Source organism: Brevundimonas sp. GW822-FHT03E11, from assembly GCF_058801445.1.
Genome location: NZ_JBXANG010000001.1, coordinates 291,528 through 317,478, shown reverse-complemented (window position 1 = coordinate 317,478; position 25,951 = coordinate 291,528). Strand labels below are relative to the sequence as shown.

The 25,951-nt window shown below is 66.9% G+C and carries 17 protein-coding genes; 9 read left to right on the top strand and 8 right to left on the bottom strand.

Annotation, left to right across the window (positions count from 1 at the left end; translation table 11 throughout):
• Nucleotides 1-3: 3 nt before the first annotated feature.
• On the bottom strand, nucleotides 4-1,041 hold the full coding sequence (purM, locus tag AC1RKE_RS01610; RefSeq protein ID WP_348682936.1) for a phosphoribosylformylglycinamidine cyclo-ligase: 1,038 nt from the start codon (nucleotides 1,039-1,041) through the stop codon (nucleotides 4-6).
• 79 nt (nucleotides 1,042-1,120) lie between these two features.
• Between purM and rnd the strand changes: the two genes are divergently transcribed.
• Nucleotides 1,121-2,272: a ribonuclease D gene (gene rnd, locus AC1RKE_RS01605; RefSeq protein WP_054766133.1), complete on the top strand. Its 1,152-nt coding sequence runs from the start codon at nucleotides 1,121-1,123 to the stop codon at nucleotides 2,270-2,272.
• Nucleotides 2,273-2,301: 29 nt separating this feature from the next.
• Here rnd and AC1RKE_RS01600 read toward each other — a convergent pair whose 3' ends face one another.
• The 4 genes from AC1RKE_RS01600 to AC1RKE_RS01585 all read right to left on the bottom strand — a co-directional run bounded on the left by AC1RKE_RS01600 (nucleotide 2,302) and on the right by AC1RKE_RS01585 (nucleotide 7,169).
• Nucleotides 2,302-3,810 carry a Ppx/GppA phosphatase family protein gene (locus AC1RKE_RS01600; RefSeq protein ID WP_348682937.1) on the bottom strand — a complete coding sequence of 503 codons (1,509 nt, stop codon included), beginning with the start codon at nucleotides 3,808-3,810 and terminating at the stop codon, nucleotides 2,302-2,304.
• A complete protein-coding gene (locus tag AC1RKE_RS01595; protein ID WP_348682938.1) occupies nucleotides 3,810-6,026 on the bottom strand; it encodes an RNA degradosome polyphosphate kinase in 2,217 nt (738 codons plus the stop codon). Before AC1RKE_RS01595 ends, AC1RKE_RS01600 begins: the two co-directional genes overlap by 1 nt.
• An 88-nt stretch (nucleotides 6,027-6,114) precedes the next feature.
• Nucleotides 6,115-6,795 carry a P-loop NTPase family protein gene (locus AC1RKE_RS01590; protein ID WP_348682939.1) on the bottom strand — a complete coding sequence of 227 codons (681 nt, stop codon included), beginning with the start codon at nucleotides 6,793-6,795 and terminating at the stop codon, nucleotides 6,115-6,117.
• Between the two features lie 86 nt (nucleotides 6,796-6,881).
• The gene (locus AC1RKE_RS01585; protein ID WP_348682940.1) at nucleotides 6,882-7,169 is read right to left on the bottom strand and encodes a YciI family protein; all 288 of its coding nucleotides are present in this window, start codon (nucleotides 7,167-7,169) and stop codon (nucleotides 6,882-6,884) included.
• A gap of 159 nt (nucleotides 7,170-7,328) precedes the next feature.
• Here AC1RKE_RS01585 and aspS point away from each other — a divergent pair, with 159 nt between their 5' ends.
• Entirely contained in the window at nucleotides 7,329-9,161 is a 1,833-nt protein-coding gene (aspS, locus tag AC1RKE_RS01580; protein WP_348682941.1) for an aspartate--tRNA ligase, read from the top strand.
• Nucleotides 9,162-9,235: 74 nt separating this feature from the next.
• Here aspS and AC1RKE_RS01575 read toward each other — a convergent pair whose 3' ends face one another.
• From AC1RKE_RS01575 to AC1RKE_RS01565, 3 genes are all read right to left on the bottom strand, one after another.
• Complete coding sequence (locus AC1RKE_RS01575; RefSeq protein ID WP_183214744.1) at nucleotides 9,236-10,129, bottom strand: pentapeptide repeat-containing protein; 894 nt, start codon at nucleotides 10,127-10,129, stop codon at nucleotides 9,236-9,238.
• 81 nt (nucleotides 10,130-10,210) lie between these two features.
• Nucleotides 10,211-10,705 carry a pentapeptide repeat-containing protein gene (locus tag AC1RKE_RS01570; protein ID WP_348682942.1) on the bottom strand — a complete coding sequence of 165 codons (495 nt, stop codon included), beginning with the start codon at nucleotides 10,703-10,705 and terminating at the stop codon, nucleotides 10,211-10,213.
• A 57-nt stretch (nucleotides 10,706-10,762) separates the two neighbouring features.
• Nucleotides 10,763-13,414, bottom strand: coding sequence for a TSCPD domain-containing protein (locus tag AC1RKE_RS01565; protein WP_395941928.1), 2,652 nt, complete (start codon nucleotides 13,412-13,414; stop codon nucleotides 10,763-10,765).
• 305 nt (nucleotides 13,415-13,719) lie between these two features.
• Between AC1RKE_RS01565 and AC1RKE_RS01560 the strand changes: the two genes are divergently transcribed.
• The 7 genes from AC1RKE_RS01560 to AC1RKE_RS01530 all read left to right on the top strand — a co-directional run bounded on the left by AC1RKE_RS01560 (nucleotide 13,720) and on the right by AC1RKE_RS01530 (nucleotide 25,943).
• On the top strand, nucleotides 13,720-14,805 hold the full coding sequence (locus AC1RKE_RS01560; protein ID WP_197273308.1) for a LacI family DNA-binding transcriptional regulator: 1,086 nt from the start codon (nucleotides 13,720-13,722) through the stop codon (nucleotides 14,803-14,805).
• A gap of 28 nt (nucleotides 14,806-14,833) precedes the next feature.
• On the top strand, nucleotides 14,834-17,836 hold the full coding sequence (locus AC1RKE_RS01555) for a TonB-dependent receptor (RefSeq protein WP_182713513.1): 3,003 nt from the start codon (nucleotides 14,834-14,836) through the stop codon (nucleotides 17,834-17,836).
• A 75-nt stretch (nucleotides 17,837-17,911) separates the two neighbouring features.
• Nucleotides 17,912-19,381 (top strand): glucoamylase family protein, encoded by a 1,470-nt coding sequence (locus AC1RKE_RS01550; RefSeq protein WP_348684366.1) that lies wholly within the window; start codon nucleotides 17,912-17,914, stop codon nucleotides 19,379-19,381.
• Nucleotides 19,378-20,646: a sugar ABC transporter substrate-binding protein gene (locus AC1RKE_RS01545; RefSeq protein ID WP_395941930.1), complete on the top strand. Its 1,269-nt coding sequence runs from the start codon at nucleotides 19,378-19,380 to the stop codon at nucleotides 20,644-20,646. The genes AC1RKE_RS01550 and AC1RKE_RS01545 overlap by 4 nt, the downstream gene beginning before the upstream one ends.
• Entirely contained in the window at nucleotides 20,643-21,575 is a 933-nt protein-coding gene (locus AC1RKE_RS01540; RefSeq protein WP_348684433.1) for a carbohydrate ABC transporter permease, read from the top strand. The genes AC1RKE_RS01545 and AC1RKE_RS01540 overlap by 4 nt, the downstream gene beginning before the upstream one ends.
• Before the next feature lie 196 nt (nucleotides 21,576-21,771).
• The gene (locus AC1RKE_RS01535) at nucleotides 21,772-22,587 is read left to right on the top strand and encodes a carbohydrate ABC transporter permease (RefSeq protein ID WP_348684434.1); all 816 of its coding nucleotides are present in this window, start codon (nucleotides 21,772-21,774) and stop codon (nucleotides 22,585-22,587) included.
• Nucleotides 22,588-22,739: 152 nt separating this feature from the next.
• Nucleotides 22,740-25,943: a discoidin domain-containing protein gene (locus AC1RKE_RS01530; protein ID WP_348684435.1), complete on the top strand. Its 3,204-nt coding sequence runs from the start codon at nucleotides 22,740-22,742 to the stop codon at nucleotides 25,941-25,943.
• Nucleotides 25,944-25,951: the final 8 nt, after the last annotated feature.

Here is a 25,951-nt window from a genome sequence, read left to right as displayed (position 1 = left end):
GGATCAGGCCGCTTCCAGCTGTCCGCAGACGAAGGCGACCTCGCCCGCGTTGAGCAGGGCGGCCAGCACCGGCTCGGCGTTCTCGGGCGAGACGATCAGGATAAAGCCGACGCCGCAGTTGAAGGTGCGGCGCATCTCGTGGTCGCTGATGCCGCCGGCCTCGGCCAGCCACTGGAAGACGTGGGGCATGGGCCAGGCGTCCCAGTCGAACGCGGCTTTCAGCCCCTCGGCGATGCAGCGCGGCGGGTTTTCGATCAGGCCTCCGCCGGTGATGTGGGCCGCGCCCTTGACCAGGCCCGCCTTCATCAGGGGCAGGACCGGCTTCACATAGATGCGGGTCGGCTCCATCAGGGCCTGGGCCAGGGAGCGGTCCTTGGCGAAGGGGGCGTCGTCGCCCCAGGCCAGGCCGGACTTCTCGACCACCTTGCGAACCAGCGAATAGCCGTTCGAGTGCGGACCGGTGGAGCCCAGGCCGATGATGATGTCGCCGGCCGCCTGGCGGTCCAGATAGGGCAGGGCATGGCCGCGCTCGACCGCGCCCAGGCTGAAGCCGGCCAGGTCATAGTCGCCCTCGGTGTACATGCCCGGCATTTCCGCCGTCTCGCCGCCCACCAGGGCGCAGCCCGCCTGGCGGCAGCCCTCGGCGATGCCGGCGACCACGCGGCGGGCGGCGTCGATCTCCAGGCGGCCGGTGGCGTAATAGTCGAGGAACAGCAGGGGCTCGGCGCCCTGGGCCAGGAGGTCGTTGACGCACATGGCGACCAGGTCGACGCCCACGCCGTCATGACGCCCGGTCTCGATGGCGATTTTTAGCTTGGTGCCGACGCCGTCGGTCGTGGTGACGATCAGCGGATCCTCGAATCCGGCCGCCTTCAGATCGAACAGGGCGCCGAAACCGCCCAGCGAAGGCTCGGATCCGGGGCGCGCCGTGGACTTGGCCAGGGGCTTGATATGTTCGACCAACATCTCGCCTGCGTCGATGTCCACGCCGGCGTCGGCGTAGGTCAGGCCGTTTTCGAGAGGTTTTTGGGTGTCGCTCATGGGTCTCGGGCCTGGAATCGGGGCGGAAATGCAGCGCGGCTCTTGCCACAGGTGGGTTGCGGGGGGCTATAGCATCGGAATGACGCCGATCACCACCAATGAGGCGCTGGCCGATTTCTGCGCCCGCCTCGCCACCGCCCCGTTCATCACGGTCGACACCGAGTTCATGCGGGAAACGACCTACTGGCCCAGGCTGTGCCTGATCCAGGCCGCGTCCGCCGATCACGCCGGCATCATCGATCCGATGGCGGAAGGCCTGGACCTGGAGCCCTTCCTGGATCTGCTGCGCGACCCGAAGATCATCAAGGTCTTCCACGCCTGTCGACAGGACGTCGAAATCTTCGTGCGCCTGGGCGCCATGCCCAAGCCGATGTTCGACACCCAGGTGGCGGCCATGGCGGCCGGGTTCGGCGAGCAGGTCGCCTATGATTCCCTGGTGCGGCAGATGCTGCGCGTCGAACTGGACAAGGGCAGCCGCTTCACCGACTGGGCGCGACGCCCCCTGTCGGACAGCCAGCTGGTCTACGCCCTGGGCGACGTGACGCATTTGGCGGCCCTGTATCCGAAGCTGCGCGACCGGCTGAAGAAGGAAGGTCGGCTGGACTGGGTGATGGCGGAGATGGAGAGCCTGGTCGATCCGGCCCTTTACGACACCAATCCCGAGAACGCCTGGAAGCGGCTGAAGCCCAAGAAGTTCTCAGCCAAATATCTGGCGGCCTTCAAGGCCGTGGCCGTCTGGCGCGAGCGGGCGGCCCAGGAGCGCGACCAGCCGCGCGGCCGCATCCTCAAGGACGAGGGCATCGACGAGGTCGCGCAACAGGCGCCGACCGACCCCGACGCCTTCAACCGGCTGCGTTCGGTGCCCAAGGGGTTCGGCGGATCGCGGTTGGGGCTGGAACTGGCCGAGGAGCTGAAACGCGTTCTGGCCGATCCGGAATCCCATGCGCCCGAGATGGAGCGCCCTGCCCATCGCCAGCCGGCGCCTCCGTCGGTGGTCGAGTTGCTTAAGGTGCTGCTGAAGGCCAAGAGCGACAACGCCGGCGTCGCGCCCAAGCTGATCGCCACGGTTTCCGACCTGGAGAAGATCGCCGTTACGGACGACGCCGACGTGGATGCGCTGAAGGGCTGGCGGCGCCAGATCTTCGGCGAGGACGCGCTGAAGCTGAAACGGGGCGAGATCGCCCTGGTGCTGAGCGGCGCCCGGGTCGAGGTGGTCGAGATCGAAGGCTAGAGGCCGGGGCTCGACGCGCCGTCGATCCTCTAGGTCTGGATCTTCAGGCCCAGGTCCATCGCCTCGGCCAGAGCCTTGGCGCGTTTGCGCGTCTGTTCGCCCAGCAGAACGTCGGCATAGCCTTCCGTCGCCGTCAGCCGAAGCTCTCCGCCCTTCACACGCGCCGTGGCGTTGGCGAGAAGTTGCGGCGAGCGGCCGGACAGATCGCAGGCCAGGCGGATGGCCAGCCCCAGGGCTCGGGCGCGTCTGGCGGCTGTGGCGTCCAGCAGACGATCAACGACCTCGGGCTGGGGCGTGGCCGGACCGCCGCCGTATCGGGCGTTGAGGGCGCTGGCCAGGAAGGCGCGTTCATCGTGGCTGATCCCCGCCACGGGCGCGCGCAGCACCTGGTCGAACACCAACTCCAAACGGTGATCAGGATGCAGCCGCGCGCCCAGGTCCGCCAGACGGCAGGCGGCGGCGACCAGCACGTCGTCGCGCTTGGCGCCGAAGACGGAGGGAAGCGCTGCGACGATCTCGGCGATCCATCCCTTCAGAGCGCCCGGCAGGGCGGGCGCCACCCCCTGACGACCGCCCAGGGCCGCGCAGCCGGCAAGAAGAGGATCAGCCGTCCGGGTGGCCTTGTCCAGGGTTTCGAACAGGAGGCCCTCACGCACGCCCCAGGCCGACATTTCAATGTGTTTGAGGCCCAGATGATTGATCAGCCCCTCCAGCACCAGTCCGGCGTAGGGCAGGGTTTCTGCGCGGGTTTTCGAGACGCCGGGCAGTTTGGCCAGGCTGACCGCGGATTGTCGGGACACCAGCCGCGCGGTCTCCAACGCCTCGTCCGCCGACATCCGATATTGATGCACCACCTTCAGCGGATAGGACTTCAGCCCCATGTGAACCTGGGCCAGGGTGCGCCAGGCGCCGCCGACGGCGTAGAGCCGGTCCGTTCGGAACCGTGAAGCGACCGGCTTCAGCTTCTGGTCGATGCGGCCCCTGATCCGTTCAGCGTCGAAACCGCTTCCCTCGGCCAGGGCGAAGGGTCCGAGCGGCAGGGTCAGGCCCTGTCCTCGAGTCCATTTCAGCGTCTTCAGACCCTTCAACTGAGTCAGCTCCAGGCTGGAGCCCCCCATATCGGCCGAAACGCCCTGGGCGGTCGGAGCGCCCGCCAGCACGCCCATGGCGGCGTACTTCGCCTCTTCCTCGCCGCTCAATACGCGGATGTTCAGCCCGGTCTCCGCCGCCACCCTCTGGCAGAAGTCAGGCCCGTCTTCGGCTTCTCGCACCGCAGCTGTGGCAGCGATCAGGGTCGCGTCCGGACGCACGCCTTCCAGAACGGCGGCGAAACGGCGAAGCGCCGTCAGGGCCATGGCGACGCCCTCGGGCGACAGCCGGCCGGTGACGGGCAGGTCGCGGCCAAGGCCCGCCAGGACCTTTTCGTTGAAGACCGTCCAAACGGCGCGGCCTTCCAGATGGTACAGGACCAGGCGAACCGAGTTGGAGCCGATGTCGATGGCGGCGATGTCGCGGCCGGCTGGGGCTATGTCACCCATCAACGGCCGGGGCGCTCGTAGCGGAGGACGGCCGGCAAGGTCTTCACCTTGCGGCCGCGGCCCGACAGGCTGGGATTGGTCATGAAGTAATCATGGGCGGAGAAGGGGCGTTCCGGATCGGCGGGGGAAACGCGCGTATAGCGCCCGTCGGCGTCCAAGACCCAGCTTTGCGCATCATCCTTCAGATTGGCGACCATGATTTGATCCAGCACCTGATCATGGACGGTGGCGTTGAGGATGGGGGTCATCACCTCCACCCGTCGATTCAGGTTCCGCGTCATCCAGTCGGCTGACGAGATGAAGACCTTGGCCTTGTCGTGCGGCAGATCCTTGCCGTTGGCGAAACAGACGATCCGGCTGTGTTCCAGGAAGCGGCCGACGATGGACTTGACCCGGATGTTCTCCGACAGGCCCGGTACCCCGGGACGCAGACAGCAGATGCCGCGCACCACCAGGTCGATACGCACGCCCCATTGGCTGGCCCGGTACAGGGCGTCGATGATCTCGGGATCGACCAGGGCGTTCAGCTTCACCCAGATGGCCGCCGGCTTGCCCATGGCGGCGGCCGACATCTCCTTGCCGATCAGTTCGATCAGCTTGGCCTTCATGTTGAGCGGGGAGACGATCAACGCCTCCAACTCGTCCGGGGTGGCGTAGCCGGTGATGTAGTTGAACACCCGGCTGGCGTCGCGCGCCAGAGCCGGATCACAGCTGAAAAGGGACAGGTCGGTGTAAACCTTGGCCGTGACCGGGTGATAGTTGCCGGTGCCGTAGTGGCAATAGGTTCGCAGGCCGTCCCCTTCACGTCGCACCACGACGCTCAGCTTGGCGTGGGTCTTGTATTCGACAAAGCCGAACACGACGTGGACGCCGGCCCGCTCCATCGCTCGCGCCCAGCGCAGGTTGGCTTCTTCGTCGAAACGGGCCTTCAGCTCGACCAGGGCGGTGACGTTCTTGCCGTTCTCGGCCGCCTCGATCAGGGCGGCGACGATGGGGCTGTCCTTGGAGGTGCGGTACAGGGTCTGTTTGATGGCGATGACGTTCGGGTCACGCGCCGCCTGACGCAGGAACTGCACCACCACGTCGAAGCTCTCGAACGGGTGGTGGATCAGCATGTCCTTTTCGCGCACGGCCGCGAAGATGTCGCCGCCGTTGTCGCGAACCCGTTCCGGATAGCGCGGCTCATAGCCTTTGAACTTCAGGTCGGGATGGCCGCCGGGTATCAGGTCCGACAGCTGAGCCAGGCCCAGCATGCCGTCCACCAGCACCACGTCCTGGGGCGTCGCCTCCAACTCGCCGATGATGAAGTCGCGCAGATCGGCGGGCATCGAGGCCTCGATCTTGACGCGCACCACCGAGCCGAGGCGTCGCTGCTTCAAGGCCTCCTCGAACTCCAGCACCAGGTCTTCGGCCTCTTCCTCGATCTCGATGTCGCTGTCGCGGATCAGACGGAGCAGGCCCTTTTCCAAGACCTCGCAGCCCGGGAAGAGGTGGTTGATGAAGAGCAGAAGCACGTTCTCGAGGGTAATGAACCGCTTGCGACCCGGCGCCGAGCGACCGTCGGTCGGCAATTCCCAGAAGCGGCGCACTTGGGTCGGCACCGGCACCAGGGCGTAGAAGGTCTTGGCCTCGCCCTTGCGCTTCAGCTTCAGCGCCAGGGAAAAGCCGAGGTTGGGCAGGAAGGGGAAGGGGTGAGCCGGATCAATGGCGAGAGGCGTCAGAACGGCGAACAGCTGGTTCAGGAACTCGGGCTCCAGCCGCTCCCTTTCGGTCTTGGTCAGGCGGTTGCGATCGACCACCTCGATCCCCGCCGCAGCCAATTCCTTCTTCAGCTGACGCCAGCGGACCTGTTGTTCGGCCATCAACTGGCCCGCTGCGATATTGATGCGCTCCAGCTGTTCGGCCGGGGTCAGACCGTCCGCGGACAGGATTCTGAGTCGCTCGCGCAACTGGCCCTTCAGGCCTGCGACGCGCGTCATGAAGAACTCGTCGAGATTGTTCGCCGAGATCGAGACGAACCGCAGCCGCTCCAGCAGCGGATGGTTCGGATTGGCCGCCTCTTCCAACACGCGTTCGTTGAAGGCCAGCCAGGAAATCTCGCGATTGAAGAAGCGCGACGGCGAGATCATCAGATCTTCGTTCAGGGCCAGCTGAGGCGCGCGGGAGGCTGGAACTTCCTCGCCCCGGGTGTCGTCTTGAATCGCAGCGTCGGTCATGCGCCGGTTGTCGCGCGCGACTGTGACGGCCGCAAGCGGACGAGCCGGAAATTTGCAGGGGCGGGTAAGATCGTAGGGAGGGGGCGCTTCAGGCGGCGTCTGCGTCGCCGAGCTGGTCCAGAACCTCGCGGGCCAGGGGGCGGGTCACCGGGCGATGCAGGGCGTCCAGCCGATCCACCACCTGCACGGCCATGTCCGCCGAACGGTCTAGGCGTCGCACCAGATAGTCGATGACGTCGTCGGCGGGGGCGATGCTGCGCTCTGCGAAGCGGGCGCGAAGAATGGCCGACAGCACCTTGTCATCCGGCGCCTCGACGGCCACGGCCCGCACCGCATCCAGACGCGAGCGCAGGTCGGGCAGGGCTGCTCGCCATCGCCGCGGGGCCGCCCGATCCACCAGCAGGAGGGCGCCGCCGGAGAGGTTCGCCAGATTGATCAGATGAAACAGGCTTTCATCATCCGCATCAGAGGCCGAATCCAGCAGGACGGGGCGGCCTTCCAGCTCCAGGGGGTCGATCAGAGCCGCTTCCACGCCGTGCAGGGGCAGGGCGCCGACCCGTTCGGCCCAGTCGGCGGCCAAACGGCTCTTGCCGGCTCCCGCCGGTCCATAGAGCGCCAGGACAGAACCCACGCCGTCCGGCCAGGCCGCCAGCACCCGCGCGGCCTCGGCGTTGCTGTCTGAGACCACGAAGGCGTCGCCTACGGGGCGTTCCAGCGGCAGACGCAGCTGTTCGGCGGGCTTTGGGCTCAGGGCGCTCGGCGCGGACATGGTTCTGTCATAGCAGAGGCCCGGTCGGCCTGTGTCAGAGCGGGCCTGTTGGTAATGGGGAGGGACGTCAGACCCTGTGGAGCGTTTCAGGCGAGTTCGGCCAGGACGGGGTTCAGCTTGCCCGCCTTGAACTCGGTCACCTTGTAATCGGCCAGGCCGTGGACCTGGAAAGGATCGTCCTTCAGCAGGGTTTCCAGCGCCTCCTTCGTTCCGCCGCCACGGACGACCAGAATGCCGCCGGTGCGAGGAACCATCGGGCCGGCGGCGAGGATCAGGCCGCTGGCGACGTGTTGGTCCAGCCAGGCGCGGTGCTCGACCGTCTTTTGCTCAATGGCCTCGATCGGCTGGGTATAGGTGATGGTGACGATGAACATGGGCGCCTTCAGCTTTACTGGAACCGCTATTGCGCGCCGCAGCGGGGTTTGCAACGGCTGAAACCTTGACTTTCCGGGGCGATGATGCGCCCTACGCCGCTTCGATTTCAGGCGCCGAAGGCGTCAGATTCCACCGCCAGATTTCCAGACGGTCTGTTCATGCACGCCTACCGCTCCCATACCTGCGGCGCCCTGCGCGCCTCCGACGCCGGTTCCGCCGTTCGCCTGTCCGGCTGGGTCCACCGGAAGCGCGACCACGGCGGTCTGCTGTTCATCGACCTGCGCGACCACTATGGCCTGACCCAGCTGGTGCTGCACCCCGAGACGCCGGGCTTCGCCGCCGTGGAGCGTCTGCGCGCCGAGAGCGTGATCCGGGTGGACGGCGAAGTGATCGCCCGCGACGCCGCCGTCATCAATCCGAACCTGCCGACCGGCGAGATCGAGGTCCGGGTCCAGGGCGTCGAGGTTCTGTCGGAAGCCGCCGAACTGCCGCTGCCGGTCTTCGGCGAGCCGGAGTATCCTGAGGAGATCCGTCTCAAGCACCGCTACCTGGATCTCCGTCGCGAGACCCTGCACAAGAACATCGTGCTGCGCTCGCGCGTGATCCAGTCGATCCGCAACCGCATGTTCGACCAGGGCTTCCTGGAATATCAGACGCCGATCCTGACGGCCTCGTCGCCCGAGGGCGCGCGCGACTTCCTGGTGCCCAGCCGCCTGCACCCCGAGAAGTTCTACGCCCTGCCGCAGGCGCCCCAGCAGTTCAAACAGCTGCTGATGGTCTCGGGCTTCGACCGCTATTTCCAGATCGCGCCCTGTTTCCGCGATGAAGACCTGCGCGCCGACCGATCGCTGGAGTTCTACCAGCTCGACGTCGAGATGAGCTTCGTGACCCAGGAAGACGTCTTCGCCGCCATCGAACCCGTCATGCACGGCGTCTTCGAAGAGTTCGGCGAGGGCAAGCCGGTCTCGCCCATCGACCAGACCCACACCTTCACCAACGACTTCGGTCAGAGCTTCGAACACAAGGGCTTCGAACGCCTGACCTACGCCCAGTCAATGGCCTGGTACGGCTCCGACAAGCCGGATCTGCGCAACCCGATCAAGATGCAGGTCGTGTCCGACCATTTCCGCGACGGCGGTTTCGGCCTGTTCGCCAAGATCCTGGGCGCGGACGAGAAGAACGCCGTCTGGGCCATTCCGGCGCCGACCGGCGGATCGCGCGCCTTCTGCGACCGCATGAACAGCTGGGCTCAGGGCGAAGGCCAGCCGGGCCTGGGCTATATCTTCTGGTCCGACGACCAGGGCGCCTGGGGCGGCCCCATCGCCAAGAACCTGGGCCAGGAGCCGACCGAGGCCCTGATGCAGTCCCTGGGCCTGGGCCAGGGCGACGCCGCCTTCTTCGTCGCCGGCCTGCCGTCGACCTTCGCCAAATTCGCCGGTCTTGCCCGCACCCGCGTGGGGACGGAGCTGAAGCTGGTGGACGAGAACCAGTTCAAATTCTGCTGGATCGTCGACTTCCCCATGTTCGAATGGTCGGAAGAAGAGAAGAAGGTCGACTTCAGCCACAACCCCTTCTCGATGCCTCAGGGCGGGCTGGAGGCCCTGGAGACCCAGGATCCGCTGACCATCCGCGCCTATCAGTACGACATCGTCTGCAACGGCTATGAGCTGTGCTCGGGCGCGATCCGGAACCACAAGGCCGAGATCATGCTGAAGGCCTTCGAAATCGCGGGCTACGACGCCTCGGTGGTCGAAGAGCAGTTCGGCGGCATGCTGAACGCCTTCCGCTTCGGCGCCCCGCCGCACGGCGGCCTGGCGCCCGGCATCGACCGGATCGTCATGCTGCTGGCCGGTCAGCAGGCCATCCGCGAGGTAATCGCCTTCCCGCTGAACCAGCAAGGCGAAGACCTGCTGATGAGCGCCCCGGCCTCGGTGCAGGATCGCCAGCTGAAGGAGCTGCACATCCGCACGGCCCCGCCGATCAAGGTCTGATCGGCCTGACTGAGCGAAAGAAAGGGCGCGCCGAAAGGCGCGCCCTTTTCGATTCGACCGCATTCAGCAGGGCGTCAGCGCTCTGCAGTCACGAAGTTGCGGACGCGCGGCGGCGCGGGCGGCGTCGGCGGCGCGGGAACGGCGCGGATGACGCGGATTGCGCCGCGGCAGGCCTGGGCCGTCAGACGGCCGGGAAGGCGGGTCGATCCATCGCCGCAGGCTTCCCGCACCTGATCCTGGGTCAGATTGCGCGCGCCGGACAAATCTGCGCCTCGAATATCGGTGCGCCGCAGGGAGGCGTCTCTGAAGTCGGCCCGGCTAAAGACGCCGCCGGTCAGCCGCGCGCCGTCCAGGCTGGAATCCCGGAAGGAGGCGCCGGTGAAGTCCCCGTGGGTCAGGTTGGAGGCGTTGATCTCGGCATCGCTGAAATCGGCCCCGGCGGCGCGGACATTGGCCAGGGTCGCGCCGAATAGCTCGCTGCCCGAAAAGTCGGCCTCGATCAGGGTGGCGCCGTTGAAATTGACCCCGTGCAACTCGCCTCCGGAAAGGTTGGCGCGGGAAAGGTTGGCGCGCACGAAGGAGGCGCCCTGGGCCTCTGCTCCCGTCAGGACGGCGTTTGCGAAGCTGGTGGAGGTGAAGTCGGCGCCGACGATCTCGACTCCGGTCAGATTGGCGCGGCTGAAGTCGCTGCCCGTGAAGTTCGACCCCACCATTTCCGCGCCACGCAGATTGGCCCCGACCAGGGTGGCGTTCATGAAGCTGGCGCCGGTGAAGGTCGCACCGGAAAGATTGCGCCCCGACAGCTCGCAGCGATTGCAGGATCCGCCGAGCGAGACTGACCGGGCCACGTCGCGATCTTGCACCGTCATCTCGACGCCGGCGAAGGCGGACGGCGCCAGCAGAAGGCCGCTCGCCGCAGCCAAGGCGGGCAAAAGGACCGAAAGGGTAGGGCGGATGATCTGTTTCACACCGCCTGAATGCCCTGAAACCGTGACCGGACCTACTTAAATCGAGGTAATTTCGTTAAATGCCGGCAAGATTGGCGGCCTTCAGCAGGCCGGAATACGCAGGCCGTGCGGCAGGACGGTGGAGCCGTCGCCGCAGGCTCGGTTGAGCTGGCTCTGCGTCAGACCTGAGGCGCGCGACAGATCGGCGCCGGAGAGATTGGTTCCCTCGAGCGTGGCCCCTGCGAAGTTCGCCCCTTGCAGATAGGCGCCGACGAAACTGGCGTTGGTCAGGTTCGCGCCTGAAAAGCTGGAGCCGGAAAAGACCCCGCCATAGGCGTCCACGTCGCGCAGATCGGCGTTGGAGAAGCGGGTGCGGTTCATCACGCTCAGGCTCAGGTCGGCTTGGCGCAGACGCGACCGCGACAGGTTCAGGCCCCGCGCCTCAAGCCCGGAAAAGTCGCCCTGAAAAAGGTTGCAGCCCGCGCAGGAAGCGCCCCGACGCACCGAGGCGATCTGACCGGCGTTCTGGGCCGAGGCGGGGACGGCCAGGGTCGCGAGAAGGGCGGCGGCGAGGGAAAGGGCGGTCAGGCGGGACATGGGGTCGCTCCGGCGAAGGCGTCGCATTGATCCTGAGCCTAGGGGCGACCCGTTAACTTAGCCCTGATCCCCGCCTTGCAGGGCCGGCGCCGCGCCGCAGGTGTCGCAGGTCCAGCCGGCGCCGCGTTGTTGCAGGCTGAAGTCCCCGCAGGAGGGACAGGCCGCCGCCTCTGTCTCGCCGCCTGGCCGAGGCTCCGTCTCCAGCTTGCGGCCGAAGGGCACGACGACCAGATTGTCCGGCGCCGAGCCGCGCGCGAACCCCTTGGATATAAAGCGTGCGGCGGGGACGGCCTCGCCGTCCTTGGGCTTTCCATCGCCCAGTTCGCCCCAGTTTTGGCCCTCGGCCTGGGTGTGATCCGCCTGGGCGTTGGCCAACTCCTGGCGGCTCAGATAGGAGACGCCCAGTTCGCGGAAGATGTAGTCGAGGATCGAGGTCGCCGAACGGATGGAATCATTGCCGGTGACCCGTCCCGCCGGCTCGAAGCGGGTGAAGACGAAGGCGTCCACGAACTCGTCCAGCGGCACGCCGTATTGCAGGCCGATAGAGATGGCGATGGCGAAGTTGTTCATCAGGCTGCGGAAGGCGGCGCCTTCCTTGTGCATGTCGATGAAGATCTCGCCCAGTTCGCCGTCTTCATATTCTCCGGTGTGGATATAGACCTTGTGGCCGCCTACGGCCGCCTTCTGGATATAGCCCTTGCGACGGTCGGGCAGTTTGCGGCGGGCGCGTTCGCGTTCCACCACCCGTTCGATGATCCGCTCCTTGGGGGCGGGTGCGGCGGCGGTCTGGGGTGCGGCTTCGAAGCGCGGCGCAGGGTCGGTCTTGGGCAGGGTCAGCAGAGGGCCGGGGGGAGGCGCGGCGCGGTTCAGGCGGATGGCGCGCCGTCCGTGATCCGCCGCCTGGCTGAGCGTGCGCGCGGCCTGGGCGGCGGTGGCGCGCCAGTCGAGGGTTTCAAGGGCGATGTCCGGGGCGTCGCTGAAGGGTTCGAGCGCCAGACGCAGGCGACCCTCGAAGCCGGCGGGATCGGCGAGAAGGGCTGCGAGGTCGGTCGGCGCGCCCTCCCAATCCCTCAGATGACCATGGCCGAACACCCATTGAGCCGCAGCGGCCTCAGCCTCTTCGGGCACCCCCAGCAGGTTCAACAAGGGGCCGTCGCCGTCTTCCAGTCCCAGAACGTCGCGGATGAAGCCGGGGTCGAGGACGGGTGCGGTGAAGACGGCGTCGAAGCTTTCCGCAGCACCCAGAGCCTGTTCCACGGCGGCCAGTTCCACATCGGTGAAGCCGAAGGCGCGGAGCGCGGAATGATCCACGCCCGGCGCCTCGACCAGGGTGCGTCGGCCGAACAGGCGACGCTCGGCCGCCTGGACGTCCCCTCCGCTGCGGACCAGGGCGGCGGCCAGGGCCGGGGCCAGGCGGCGACCGATCCCACCGTCTGCGGTCTCGAATAGATCGACGACGGCGGGCGCGCCCCGGCCGAGACGCAGGCGGGCCTCGGCGTCGTCGACGAACAGACCCAAGGCGATGTGGCGGCGGGGACCGGACGTCCGATCCAGAATCTCGATCGCCTGGGCGGCGAGGGGGAAGGAATTGGCGGACAGCCGGTCGCGGCGCGCCTTTTCGACATCGACAATTTGGGCCTTCAAACCCTCCCACTCGCCACAGGGACTGCGCAGCCGCGCCAGCTCGACCGAGGTTTGGACTGCGACCGACGCCGTCAGGGCGCCCAAGGCCTCGGCGCGGGCGGCGGGATCGCCGTCGAGCGGCGCCAGGGCGTCCAAAAGCCCCTCCAGTCCCAGCGCGAGCACGGCGTCGTCCGATTGGAGGTCCAGGGCCGTCACCCACAGACGAACCAGATCGGGCAGAAGATCGAACGTCCCATCGCTCAGGGTCGCGACCGCAGCCAGGTCGATCAGAACCCGATTGGCGGCGGGTTCGGCCAGAACCTCAGCGTCCCGCGGGTCGAAGACGACGACCAGGCCGCCGTCCAGGGCGGCCTCTGCAGCGGCCAGAACTTCAGGGGAGCCGGCGGCGGTCTGGGTCCGGTCGGCCAGGACCACCAGCTGGGCACCGTCCGCCAAGGGGCGAAGCGTCAGGCTGGGACGCTCACCATCGACGGCGCGCAGGATGTCGGCGTCGGTCGCCCCGCGGCCGCGGGCGGCGGCGGCGGCCCGGCCCAGCGCGGGATTTCGCATCGGGTCGGCGCAATCCCCCCGGGCCCCCTCGCAACGATCGACCGCGTCGGCGACGGCGCAGAGGGCGTCGGTCAGGGCCTCCGCTGATTGTCGCGCCAGCCGCTGGGTCGTCCGATCGGCCCTGTGGGCGGAAAGCCGGGCGGCGGCGGATGGATCGGCGAGGTCGACGACGCCGGCCGTTGCCGCGTGTCCCACCGGGGTCGCCAGGCCGAGCTGCATCGTAGCCGCCAGCTCCGCCGCAAAGGCGCCCGCCGCCTTGGTGTCGGCAAAGACGCCCTCGGCCAATCCCTTGGCCGCCAAACGCCCAGCCCAGGCGTCCGGCGCGCCGTTCAGCCAGCCGCCTGCGACGGACGGCGGGGGCGAGAGCGAATCGCCCCAGTCCAGCCAGGCTTCGATCCGGGCGTCGGACCAGCCGGCGGGCGCCAGAACCTCCTGGACCAGGAAGGGGCGCTCTATGGCGCGGGTCTCCATCGCGACCCGCACGGCGCGAGCGACGAAGCCGGATTGAAAGCGCATAAACCGCATCTCCCCTTAGAGCTGGCGCCAGATTACGGTGTCGCGATGACCCGCGCTACTAGATGTAGTCGTTATCAACCGCTGAATTCGCGGTGGATCATGCCGCCCGACCCCAGGGATCGCACCCAGGGGCGGTGGCGGCCGAAGCCTGGACGGGAACACCCGTCGGGGGAGGAGAAATCGAGAAGGGGCGACATCTCGCCGCTTGCGGTGACTGAGCCTCCTGTGTCATGTAACCGATTACATTTGTTATCGACGGACCTTCGATAAGTGGGCCGGCACGATGAACGCTCAGAGAGGAAACCGTGGACGTCTCCACCCCGTCAGCCGTTAACGGACATGCGCCGGCCGCCAAGGCCGCCACGATCCGTGACGTGGCGGAGCGGGCGCAGGTGTCCGTCGCCTCAGTGTCGCGCGTGCTTAACGGCTCTGACGCCATCACGGAATCGACCCGGCGTCGGGTGCTCGATGCGGTCGAATATCTCCGGTATGTGCCTCACGTCGGCGCCCGCAGCCTGTCTACCAGTCGGACCGACACGATCGGCGTCATCCTGCCGGACCTGTACGGCGAGTTCTTCTCCGAGCTGATCCGCGGCATGGATTTAGCCGCCCGCGCGCACGGCAAACATCTGATCGTATCCAGCTCCCACGGCGATACCGAGGAAACCCTGGCCGCCCTGCGATCGATGCGCGGTCGGGTCGATGGAATGATCGTCCTGTCGCCCCATCTGCGCGCCGCCAACCTGGCCGCCGACGTGGCGGGCCGCATGCCGGTGGTGTTGATGAACGGCGGCCTGGACGAGGCGGGCCGCCCCTCCATCGCGATCGACAATCACGGGGCGGCCGTCACGGCGGTCGAGCATCTGCGCGCGACGGGCCGGCGCCGCATCGCCCACATTCGGGGCGCGGCCGGAAACCTGGAGGCGGACATCCGCGCCGAAGGCTACGCCAGCGCCCTGGTCGACCAGGAACCGATCATCGTCGAGGGCGATTTCACCCAGGCGGCCGGGCATCGCGCCGCCACCCGGTTGCTGGCTCTGGACCAGCGCCCCGACGCGGTGTTCGCGGCCAACGACATGATGGCCCTGGGCGCCATGCTGGCCTTCCAGGAGGCGGGCGTGCGCTGCCCTGAGGACGTGGCCGTGATCGGATTCGACGACGTGCCGCTGGCGGCCCTGGTCCGGCCGACCCTGACCACGTTGAGAGTGAATATTGCGGAAATGGGCCGAAGGGGCGTGGAGCGCCTGATCGGCCTGGTCCAGGCCGGCCCGAACGGGGCGCCGGATTCCGCCTGCGAAATCGTTCGACCGCTCCTGGTCGAACGACAATCCACCGCGGCGGCTGAAACCGCCGGGTCGACCACCGTCAATCCAACCGCACAGCCGTTGTGAAACGGGCCCATCAGGAGGGGAAAACAGGATGAGAAAGTTCAATACACGCAGCACCGCCTTGGCGGCCGCGTCGGCTCTGGCCATCGCGGCCGGTTTCGCTGGGGCGGCGAGCGCCCAAAACGCAACGACTACGCTCCGCGGCGCCGTTTACGACGGCGCGACCGCTGAAGCCGGCGCGCAAGTCACAGCCACGGAAGTGGCGACCGGCTATGTGGCGCGCGCCCGCGTCGGCGCCGACGGCCGCTACGTCTTTTCCGGTCTCCGTCCCGGCACTTATCGCGTTCAAGTGACCAGCGCGGACGGCCAGACGGCTGAAGAAACGGTCACCCTGGCCCTGGGCCAGGTCGGCACGCTCAATCTGGACGTCGCCGCCGCTTCGACCGCGCCCGCGACCAGCGGCGCGACCGAGCTGGGCGACATCGTCGTGACCGGCCGTCGGGTGTTTGAAGTCCGCACGCCCGAAGTCGCCACCAATGTGACCCAGCAGCAGATCAACAACCTGCCGCAGATCAGCCGCAACTTCCTGAACTTCGCCGCCCTGGCCCCCGGCTTGCGTGTTCGCGAAGACGATACGGAGCGGACCATTTCGGCCGGTGGTCAGACGGCTCAGGCCATCAACGTCTTCATCGACGGTCAGAACCGAAAATCCCTGATCAACGACGGCGGCGTGGCTGGTCAGGACGACAGCCGCGGCACCCCTTTCCCGCAGGGCGCGGTTCAGGAGTTCCGCGTCATCAGCCAAAACTTCAAGGCTGAGTATGAACAGGCCGGTTCGGCCATCATTACGGCCGTGACCCGCTCTGGCACGAACGAGTTCCACGGTGACGCCTTCGTCTTCTATCAGGATCCCGACTGGATCGCTCAGGATGAGATTTCGGAACGTCGTGGAGCCGAGAAGGCGCCGCTGAAGCGACTGCAATACGGCGCCAGCCTGGGTGGCCCGATCATCCAGGATCGTCTGCACTTCTTCGGCGCCTACGAGCGCAAGGATGAGGACCGGATTTCGCAGTCCTTCCTGAACCGCACGGAATACAATGACTTCTTCGCCGCCGATCTGGGCACAACCTCGACGCCGTATGAACAGGACATCTTCTTCGGCAAGCTGTCGTGGCAGATCAACGACCGGCAGCGTCTGGAACTCAGCGCCGAGTACAAGACCGAAGAGGATATCCGTGGGGCCAGCGGCCAGAACGCCCCCAGCCGCGCGGCGCGCAACAGCGGTGAGAACAAGGCGTTCAACCTGCGTCACCAATACCAGGGCGATCGCTTCCTGAATGAGTTCGCGATCGATTACCTGCAGTCCAGCTATGAGCAGTCGGTGATCAACGGCGGCGACTACGGCCGCCGGTATGTCATCTTCCGGGACGACAGTCCGACGACGCCCGGCTTCCAGTACAACATCAACAACCGCGAGGCGACGGTCTTCACGGCTGGCGGTCGCGCGGACTCTCAGTTCCTGGAGCAGAAGAGCACGACGATCCGGAACGACCTGACTATCCCCGACCTGTCCTGGATGGGTACCCACACCATCAAGATGGGTGCGAAGTATTCGATGCAGAATTACTTCGTGCAGAAGGACTTCGGCCGCAACCCGACCTTCACCTACGACATCGAGGCGCGTCCTGAAATCAACGGAAGCCGAACCATTCCGGTCTCTGTTGACCTCGGCGTGGCCGTTCCTCCCGCTGACGCTGACAACAATGTCATCGGACTGTACATTCAGGACGACTGGCAGATCACCGACAAGCTGGAACTGAACCTAGGCATCCGCTGGGACTACGAGGACAACGCGGTCAACAACGACTACCGGACGCCGGACTCCATTCGGAACATGCTGGCGGCGATTCAGAACCTGCCGAGCTACGATTTCCCGTCCTACTTCAATCCGGCTGACTATATTTCCGACGGTGATCGTCCTGCTTTCAAGGACGCCTTCCAGCCTCGCTTCGGCTTCTCCTATGACGTTTTCGGCGACGAACGCACTGTGCTGTTCGGCGGTGCAGGGCGCTATTACGACCGGATCGGCTTCAACTTCGCCTTCGATGAACGGTTCAAGCCGTTCCAGTTCAACAAGACTATCTACTTCTCCAACACCGGCGGCCTCGTCGGGGGGCAGCAGACGGTAGCCTGGAACCCAGCCTATCTGACGCCGGCCGGCCTTGATCCGCTGCTGGCCGCGTCGCCGGGCGCCGGAGAGGTCTTCCTTGTCAAGAACAACTTCGAACCGCCGCGCACCGATCAGTTCAATATCGGCGTGCGCCAGAAGTTCGGCCAATGGCAGACGGCCCTTACATTCGCGGCCGGTCATACGGAGGGTGAATCTGCTTGGTACATCGCCAACGCCCTGACCGAGACGGGTGGTCGCTTCAACGGACCGTCGCCCACCTCGGTCGGCTTCCCGCAGTTCCGGAACACCATCTTCTTCCAGAACACGGACAAGGAACGCGACTATAAAGCGATCTATTTGACCGCTGATAAGCCGTACAACGCTCAGGACGGCTGGGGCTTCAATCTGGCCTACACCTATATGGACGCGACCCAGAACGGCAGCCGTGACAACGGATATGCGGCCTTCGACTTCGACTACAATGTCCCCAGCCAATCGCCGGAATATCGATCGGCGACGGACGAGCGGCACCGCATCGTCGCCTCGGGCACCCTGGGTCTGCCGGCCGATTTCCTGCTGTCCGGCATCGTGACCTTGGGTTCAGGCCTGCCGTATAATGTTTTCAACTGCCCTGACGCGCCGGCGGGTGGTCCCAACATCTGCTGGAATGCCGGGAACCCCGAAAAGCGCGCCTTCCTGCCGGGCCTGAACTTCGCCTATCGGCAAGTGGATCTGCGCTTGACGAAGGCCTTCGAAGTGTTTGGCGGACAGCGAGTGGAGTTCATTGCTGACGCCATCAACCTGTTCAACTTCACCAACTACAGCTCGTTCGAAGGCAGCTACACCAGCCCGCGCTTCGGCGCTGGCACCGGAGTCTTCACGCCGACCCGCAGCTTCCAGGTCGGTCTGCGCTACTCCTTCTAACCACCCTGAGCCTGGGCCGCCTTCCGCTTGCGTGGAAGGCGGCCTTCTTTTTTCAGATATTCAGTGAGCGTGCCTATGATCCGCCGAGACTTCCTGATGCGAACCACGGCAGGGGCTGCGGCCTTGGCGGTCGGGGGCCTCGTTGTGGGCGAGGCGGCGGCGCAGCAGGCGGTCACTGGGGCGGTAAACGGCACGCAGCGCCGGCCTCTGCGGCTGGACCGCGAGGTCGATGAGCTTCAGGAACGCACCTTCCGCTGGTTCGAAAAGGTCACGGACCGGGCCACCGGTCTGACGCCGGATCGCTGGCCCAGCAAATCCTTCTGCTCCATCGCGGCGGTCGGCTTCGCCCTGACCTGCTGGCCCATCGGCGTCGAGCGCCGCTGGATGAGCCGGGACGAGGCGCGCGAGCGGACCCTGATCACCGTCCGCTATTTCCACAGCCTGCCCCAGGGGCCGGAGCCGGCCGGCACGGCGGGGCACAAGGGCTTCTTCTATCATTTCCTCGATATGGAGACCGGTCTTCGTTACCGGACCAATGAGCTGTCGACCGTGGACACGGCCCTGCTGATGGCCGGCATGTTGTTCGCCGCCCGTTATTTCGACGGCGACCACCCCGATGAGGTCGAGATCCGCAGCCGGGTCCAGGCCCTGTATGAGCGGATCGAATGGGACTGGGCCGTCGTGCGCGACAACCGGATCACCATGGGCTGGCATCCGGAGAGCGGCTTCATCCCGTCGGACTGGCACGTCTACAACGAGGGCATGCTGGTGCTGCTGCTGGCCATCGGCAGCCCGACCCATCCGGTTTCGGTCAATGTCTGGCACGAATGGGCCGCCAGCTATGACCAGAGCTGGACCGACCGCTGGGGCAGTTGGCACCTGAATTTCGCGCCGATCTTCGGCCACCAGTACAGCCATATGTACGTCGACTTCCGCGGCATCCAGGACGCCTGGATGCGGGGCCAGTCGGCCCAGATGGGCGAGTATTTGGACTATTTCGAAAACAGCCGCCGCGCCGTCTATGCCCAGCAGAAATACGGCCACGACAATCCGGGCCAGTGGGCCGGCTATTCGTCCGAAATCTGGGGCCTGACGGCCTGCGACGGGCCGGGCGATTTCAAACAGACGATCAACGGGGTCGAGCGCGAGTTCTTCAGCTATTCGGCGCGCGGCCCCGGCGACCGCGACGACGGCACCATAGCCCCCACGGCGGCGGCCAGCTCCATCGCCTTCGCGCCCGAGATCGTCGTGCCCTGCATCAAGGCGATGAAGAGCCGGTTCGGCGCGGGGATTTACACCGAGTGGGGCTTCCGCGACAGCTTCAACCCGACCCTGACCCAGCGCGACGGGCCCTTGCAGCACGGCAAGATCGTTGACGGGGTGGGCTGGGTGGCCGACGACTATCTGGGCATCGACCAGGGCCCCATCGTCGGCATGACCGAGAACCATCGCTCCGACTTCATCTGGCGCTATATGCGCGGCGAGCCGCACATCCGTAAGGCCCTGGAGACGGCGGGCTTCACCGGCGGCTGGCTGAACGCATGATCTCTGGCCCGCACAGGCGGGGTGCCCTGGCGCTGCTGGCGGGCGGGGCGGCGGCGGCCTGCACGCCGCGTCGTGACGGCGAGACAGTGCTGCGCTTCTGGGCCATGGGCAATGAGGGCGGGACGGTGGGCCAACTGATGCCCGAGTTCGAGCGGCGCAATCCCGGCGTCCGCGTCGCGGTCCAGCCCCTGCCTTGGACGGCGGCGCATGAGAAGCTGCTGACAGCCTATGCTGGCGGCTCCCTGCCGGACGTCAGCCAGATCGGCAACACCTGGGTTTCGGAACTGACCGCCATCGGCGCCCTGTCGCCGACCCCGCCGGCCGCCGCCGACCTGCTGACCGATCAGTTCGAGGCGGTGCTGGAGACCAATGAGGTGGCCGGCCGGGCCATGACCACGCCCTGGTACGTCGATACGCGTCTGCTGTTTTATCGCACCGACCTTCTGGCCCGCGCGGGCTTCGGCGCGCCGCCTCGGACCTGGGCCGAGTGGAAGCGGGCCATGCACGGGATCAAGCGCGTGGCGGGCGGCGACAACTACGCCATCCTGCTGCCGCTGAACGAGTTCGAGCAGCTTCTGACCTTCGGCCTTCAGACCGAGGAGCCCTTGCTGCGGGACAGGAATACGCGCGGCAACTTCTCCAACCCTGGCTTCATCGCGGCCCTGGCCTTCTATCGCAGCCTGTTCGCCGAGGGCCTGGCGCCCCTGGCGTCGGCGGCGCAGATCTCCAACGTCTGGACCGAGTTCGCGCGCGGCTATTTCAGCTTCTACTTCTCCGGCCCGTGGAGCGTGGGCGATTTCCGCAGCCGTCTGCCGACGTCGTTTCAGTCCAGCTGGGCCACGGCGGGCGTGCCGGGGCCGAACGGCCTGGGCGCCTCGGCGCCGGGCGGCTCCAGCCTGGCGGTCTTCCAGTCTTCGCCGCATCAGGAGGCGGCCTGGGCCCTGGTGCGCTATCTGTCCGAACCGGCGGTCCAGGCCCGGTTCAACACCATCGTCGGCGACCTGCCGGCGCGGAAAAGCGCCTGGGATATCGCTCAGGTCGAGCGCGACCCTATGCTGGCGCCCTTCCGGGGCCAGCTGGAACGCGCCAAGGCCGTGCCCAAGGTTCCCGAATGGGAGCGGATCGTGACAGAGATGCAGATCGTCGCCGAACGGATGGTGCGCGGCGAATATACGCCCGAGACCGCGGCGGCCGAGATCGATCGCCGTGCTGATCGACTGCTGGAGAAGCGCCGCTGGATGATGGAGCAGGGCAGGGCCGTATGACCGTCGTCGATCCCGCAGTACCTGCCGTCAGACGTTCACGTGGCCTCGCAGCCCGCGAACGCGCCGCCTGGGGCTTCGTCGCCCCGGCCATGATCGCCATCGGCCTGTTCTTCGCCCTTCCGGTGATCGCGGCCCTGCTGCTCAGCCTGACCGACTTCGACATCTACGCCCTGGCGGACCTCGACAATCTGCGCTTCGTCGGCCTGCAGAACTACGAGCGGCTGATGACCAATCCGCTGTTCTGGGGCGCGATGAAGAACACGCTGACCTTCGCGGTCCTGGGCGTGCCCCTGTCCATTGCGGCCTCTCTGGCGGCGGCGGTGATCCTGAACGCGCGGGTGGTGAAGTGGCGGCCGATTTGGCGGGTCATGTTCTTCGCCCCCTATGTCACCACCCTGGTCGCCACGGCCGTAGTGTGGCGCTATCTGCTGCACACCCGCTACGGCGTCATCAACTGGGGGCTGGAGAGCATCGGCCTGCCCGCCGTCGACTGGCTGGGCCAACCGTCGACCTCCATCCCCGCCATCCTGATGTTCGTGGTCTGGAAGATCTTCGGCTACAATATGCTGATCTTCCTGGCGGTGCTTCAGACCGTGCCGGATGACCTGTACGAGGCCGCCCGCATCGACGGCGCCGGGCCCTGGAAACAGTTCCGCCATGTCACCCTTCCGGCCATCGCGCCGACCATCTTGCTGGTCTCGATCATCTCGGTCGCCAGCTTCTTCCAGCTGTTCGCCGAACCCTATGTCATGACCCAAGGCGGCCCGGCCCAGAGCACGGTGACGGTGCTGTATTTCATGTACGAGGAAGGCTTCAAATGGTGGAACCTGGGCTCCGCCAGCGCGGTCGCCTTCGTCCTGTTCCTGTGCATCCTGGCCATCACCCTGGTGCAGCTGGCCGTGGCCAAGCGGGTGGGGGCGTATCAGTGATGGCGTTTTCCTGCGGTCAGTCTCCCCTATCAAGAGCGCGTCATCCTCGCCCTCGTGGCGAGGATCCAGACTCCCGGTGTGTCCGCAGTATGCACCCCCTTCAAACACCTGGAGTCTGGATCCTCGGGACAAGCCCGAGGATGACGGTGCTTGGGAAGGGGGTAGGGGGGGAGACGGCAATGGAGGAGGGATGCCTATGAATATCCGTTCCATCCTCCTCAACCTCGCCGTCGCCCTGATCGCCCTCGTCGTTCTGTTCCCGCTGGTCTGGATGGCGTCGGTCAGCTTCATGCCGACCGGCGAGGCGGCGACCTTCCCGCCGCCGCTGGCCCCGTCGCGCTGGACGCTGGAGCATTATCAGGACCTGTTTCTGAACCAGGGCATGGGCCGCTATCTGTGGAACAGTTTCGCCCTGGCGACCCTGGCGACGATCCTGGCGCTCGGCTTCACCGTCCCGGCCGGCTACGCCTTCGCCAAGCTGAAGTTCACGGGGCGCGAACGCCTGTTCCAGCTGCTGGTCGCCGCCCTGGTGGTGCCGGCCCAGATCGGCACCCTGCCGCTGTTCCTGATGCTGAAGGGGATGGGGCTGGTGAACACCTATGCCGGCGCACTGGTGCCCTGGCTGGCCTCGATCTTCGGCCTGTTCCTGGTGCGCCAATATGCGCTGAGCATTCCCGACGAGATGCTGGAGGCGGCCCGGATCGACGGCGCCGGCGAGGGCCAGATCTTCCGCCGCATCGTCCTGCCGACGCTGCAGCCGATCATCGTTACCCTGGGCCTGTTCGTCTTCCTGGGCAGCTGGAACGACTTCCTGTGGCCGTTGATCATCCTGACGGACCAGTCGAACTACACCCTGCCTGTCGCCCTGGCGGCGCTCTCTCGCGAACATGTCCAGGATGTCGAACTGATGATGGCGGGCGCGGTCGTCACGGTCGCGCCTGTGCTGATCCTCTTCCTCGCCCTGCAACGCTACTACATCCGCGGCATGCTCGCGGGCAGCGTGAAGGGGTAAATTTCTCGTCTCTCTACGCCGTCATCCTCGCCCTTGTGGCGAGGATCCAGACTCCCGGTGCGGCCGCCCTATGCACCCCGTCCAATACCGGGAGTCTGGATCCTCGGGACAAGCCCGAGGATGACGCGGAGAGGGAAAGCTGGAGTCATCCAATGCGTATCCTGACCTCCACCCTCGCGCTCAGCGCCGCCCTGATGGCCGCCCCCGCCGTCGCCCAGGACACGCGCGTTCTCGACAGCATGGACGACGCCTCGCGGTGGCAGGCCAGCGCCTCGACCGACGTCCACGCCGCCGTCTCCGCCGTGGCGGGGCATGACGGCCGCGCCGTGCGGCTCGATTATGATTTCGACGGCAAGGCCGGCTACGCCGTGCTCAGCCGCGCCCTGCCGGTCGATCTGCCCGACAATTACGAGATCAGCTTCTGGGTGCGCGGCGCCGGGCCGACCAACACCTTCGAGGTCAAGCTGACCGACGCCTCGGCCGAGAACGTCTGGTGGAAACAGACGGCGCGCTACGACTTCCCCGACGGATGGACGAAGTTCGTCATCAAGCGCCGCCAAGTGTCCAAGGCCTGGGGCCCCAGCCCGGAGACGGTGCTGCGCCGCGCCGAACGGGTCGAGTTCGTCGTGGTGGCGGCTGAGGGCGGCAAGGGCGCGGTCGAGATCGATCAACTGAGCCTGCGCGCCCTGCCGGTCGAGCCCCTCGCGCCGCCCCAGCCGATCGCCGCCGATGGGCGGGCGCAGACGACGGCTGCCAACGCCGTCGACCTGGACCCGAAGACCGCCTGGACCCCGCCTGTGGGCGAGCCGTCGGCCCTGACCCTGGATCTGGGATACGAACGCGAGTTCGGCGGCCTGACCCTGCGCTGGGGCGAGCGGGGCGCGGCGGCGGACTATAGGATTTCAGCGTCTCTCGACGGACGCGACTGGCGTGAGCTGACATCCGTGAAGGGCGGCAACGGCGGCGTCGACTGGCTGCGCACGCCTGAGACGAGCGCCCGCTGGCTGCGGCTGGAACCGCTGAGGCCGGTCCCCGCCTCGGACGTGGTCGGCTCGTCCGGCGCCGGCCAGCGGCTGGGCGCCGGGCAGGCGACCACCTATGCGCTGAACGAGATCGAGGTCGAACCCCTGGCCTTCGGCGAGGACGCCACGGCCTTCGTGGAGGCGGTGGCCAGGGAGAACCGACGCGGTCTCTATCCGCGCGGCTTCTTCGGCGAACAGCCCTACTGGACCCTGGTCGGCGTGGACGGGGGCGGGGAGAGCGGTCTGATCGGCGAGGACGGCGCCATCGAACTGCGCCGCGCGGGCCCCAGCATCGAACCCTTCGTCGTCGATAACGGCCGGCTGATCACTTGGGCCGACGTCAATATCGAACAGGGGCTGAAGGACGGCGATCTGCCCATTCCCTCGGTAACCTGGATCGCCGACGACTGGACGCTGAAGATCACCAGCTTCGCCGATGGTTCACCGGACCAGGCGCGTCTGTGGGGCCGCTATGACCTGACCAACACCTCCAACCGGCCGCGCAGCCTGACCCTGGCCCTGACGGCGCGGCCGTTCCAGGTGAATGGGCCGGTGCAATTCCTGGCCATTCCGGGCGGGGTGGCGCCGGTCGAGCGGATCGCCTGGGACGGCGCGAGCCTGACGCTGAACGACGACGTCCGGGTCCAGCCCCTGACCGCGCCGGACGCTGTGGCGGCTTCGAGCTTCGACGCCGGGGCCGATCCTCAATCATTGATTTTGCCTACGGCGCGACGCCCAGTGGGTGAGCCGGTCGCCGTCTCCGACGCCACGGACCTGCCGGCCGGCGCCCTGCTGTACGAGGTGACGCTTCAGCCCGGTGAGACGCGCACCTTCGGCTTCCTGTCGCCGCTGGCGGGCGATCCGTCGCAGGCCGGGCAGGGCGTCGCCGCCCTGGATCAGGCCGAGCAGGCGCTGGCGGCGCAGTGGCGTGAGAAGCTGGACCGGGTGGACCTGACCCTCCCGCCCGCCGCCCAAAGGATCGAGGATGCTTTGAAATCCTCACTGGCCCATATGTTGATGTCGCGTCAGGGGCCGATCCTCCAGCCCGGCACCCGCAGCTACAACCGTTCCTGGATCCGCGACGGGGCCATGATGGCCGAGGGGCTGAACCGGCTGGGCATGGCCGAGCACTCTGCCGACTATCTGCGCTGGTACGCCCCCTACGTCTTTGAAAACGGCAAGGTTCCCTGCTGCGTCGACGCGCGGGGCGCCGATCCGGTGCCCGAGAACGACAGCCACGGCGAGTTCATCTTCCTGGCCGCCGAGACCTATCGCTACACCGGCGACGAGGCTCTGCTGCGTCAGGTCTGGCCCCAGGTCCAGAAGGCGATCGCCTATATGGACGAACTGCGCGCCTCCACCCGCACCGCCGCCTTCCAGGCCCCAGACCAGCGCCACCTGTACGGTCTGCTGCCCCCGACGATCAGCCACGAGGGCTATTCGGACAAGGCGGCCTATTCCTACTGGGACGATTTCTGGGGCCTGCTGGGCTACAAGGACGCCGTCTTCATCGCCCAGACCCTGGGCGACGCCGAGGCCGCCGCCCGCTATGCTGCGGCGCGCGATCAGTTCGCCGCCGACATCCGCGCCTCCATTGTCGCCACAGCCGCACACCACGACATCGACTGGATCGCCGGCGCCGCGGACCGGGGCGATTTCGACGCCACCTCGACCACCATCGCCCTGTCTCCGGCGGGCGAGCAGGATAATCTCCCGCCCGAACTGATGGCGCGAACCTTCGACCTCTATTGGGAAAACTTCCAGAACCGGCTGACCAATCGCACGGGGTGGAAGGACTACACCCCCTACGAATGGCGGCTGGTCGGCGCCTATGTGCGGCTGGGCCAGAAGGACCGCGCCCTGGCGGTGCTGGACTTCCTGATGGCCGACCGCCGGCCCGAGGCCTGGAACGGCTGGGCCGAGGTGGTGGGGCGCGACAAGCGCGAGCCGCGCTTCATCGGTGACATGCCCCACGCCTGGATCAGCTCCGACTATATCCGCTCGGCTCTGGACCTGTTCGCCTACGAGCGGGACCGCGACCACGCCCTGGTGCTGGCGGCGGGCGTGCCTGAGGCCTGGCTGGATACGAAGGAGGGCGTCGGGGTGACGGACCTGCGCACGGCCTATGGATCGCTGACCTACGCCTATCGCAAACAGGGGGCGGCCTATGTGCTGACCCTGGGCGAGGGCGCGACGCCGCCGGGCGGCTATGTGCTGCAATGGCCCGCCGGCGAGGGGCGGCCGGAGCGGGTCCGCATCGACGGGCGGGCCGCGCAATGGTCTGGCGACGAGCTTGCGATCCCAGTGGGCGCGCGACGGGTGGAGATGCGCTGACGAAAGGT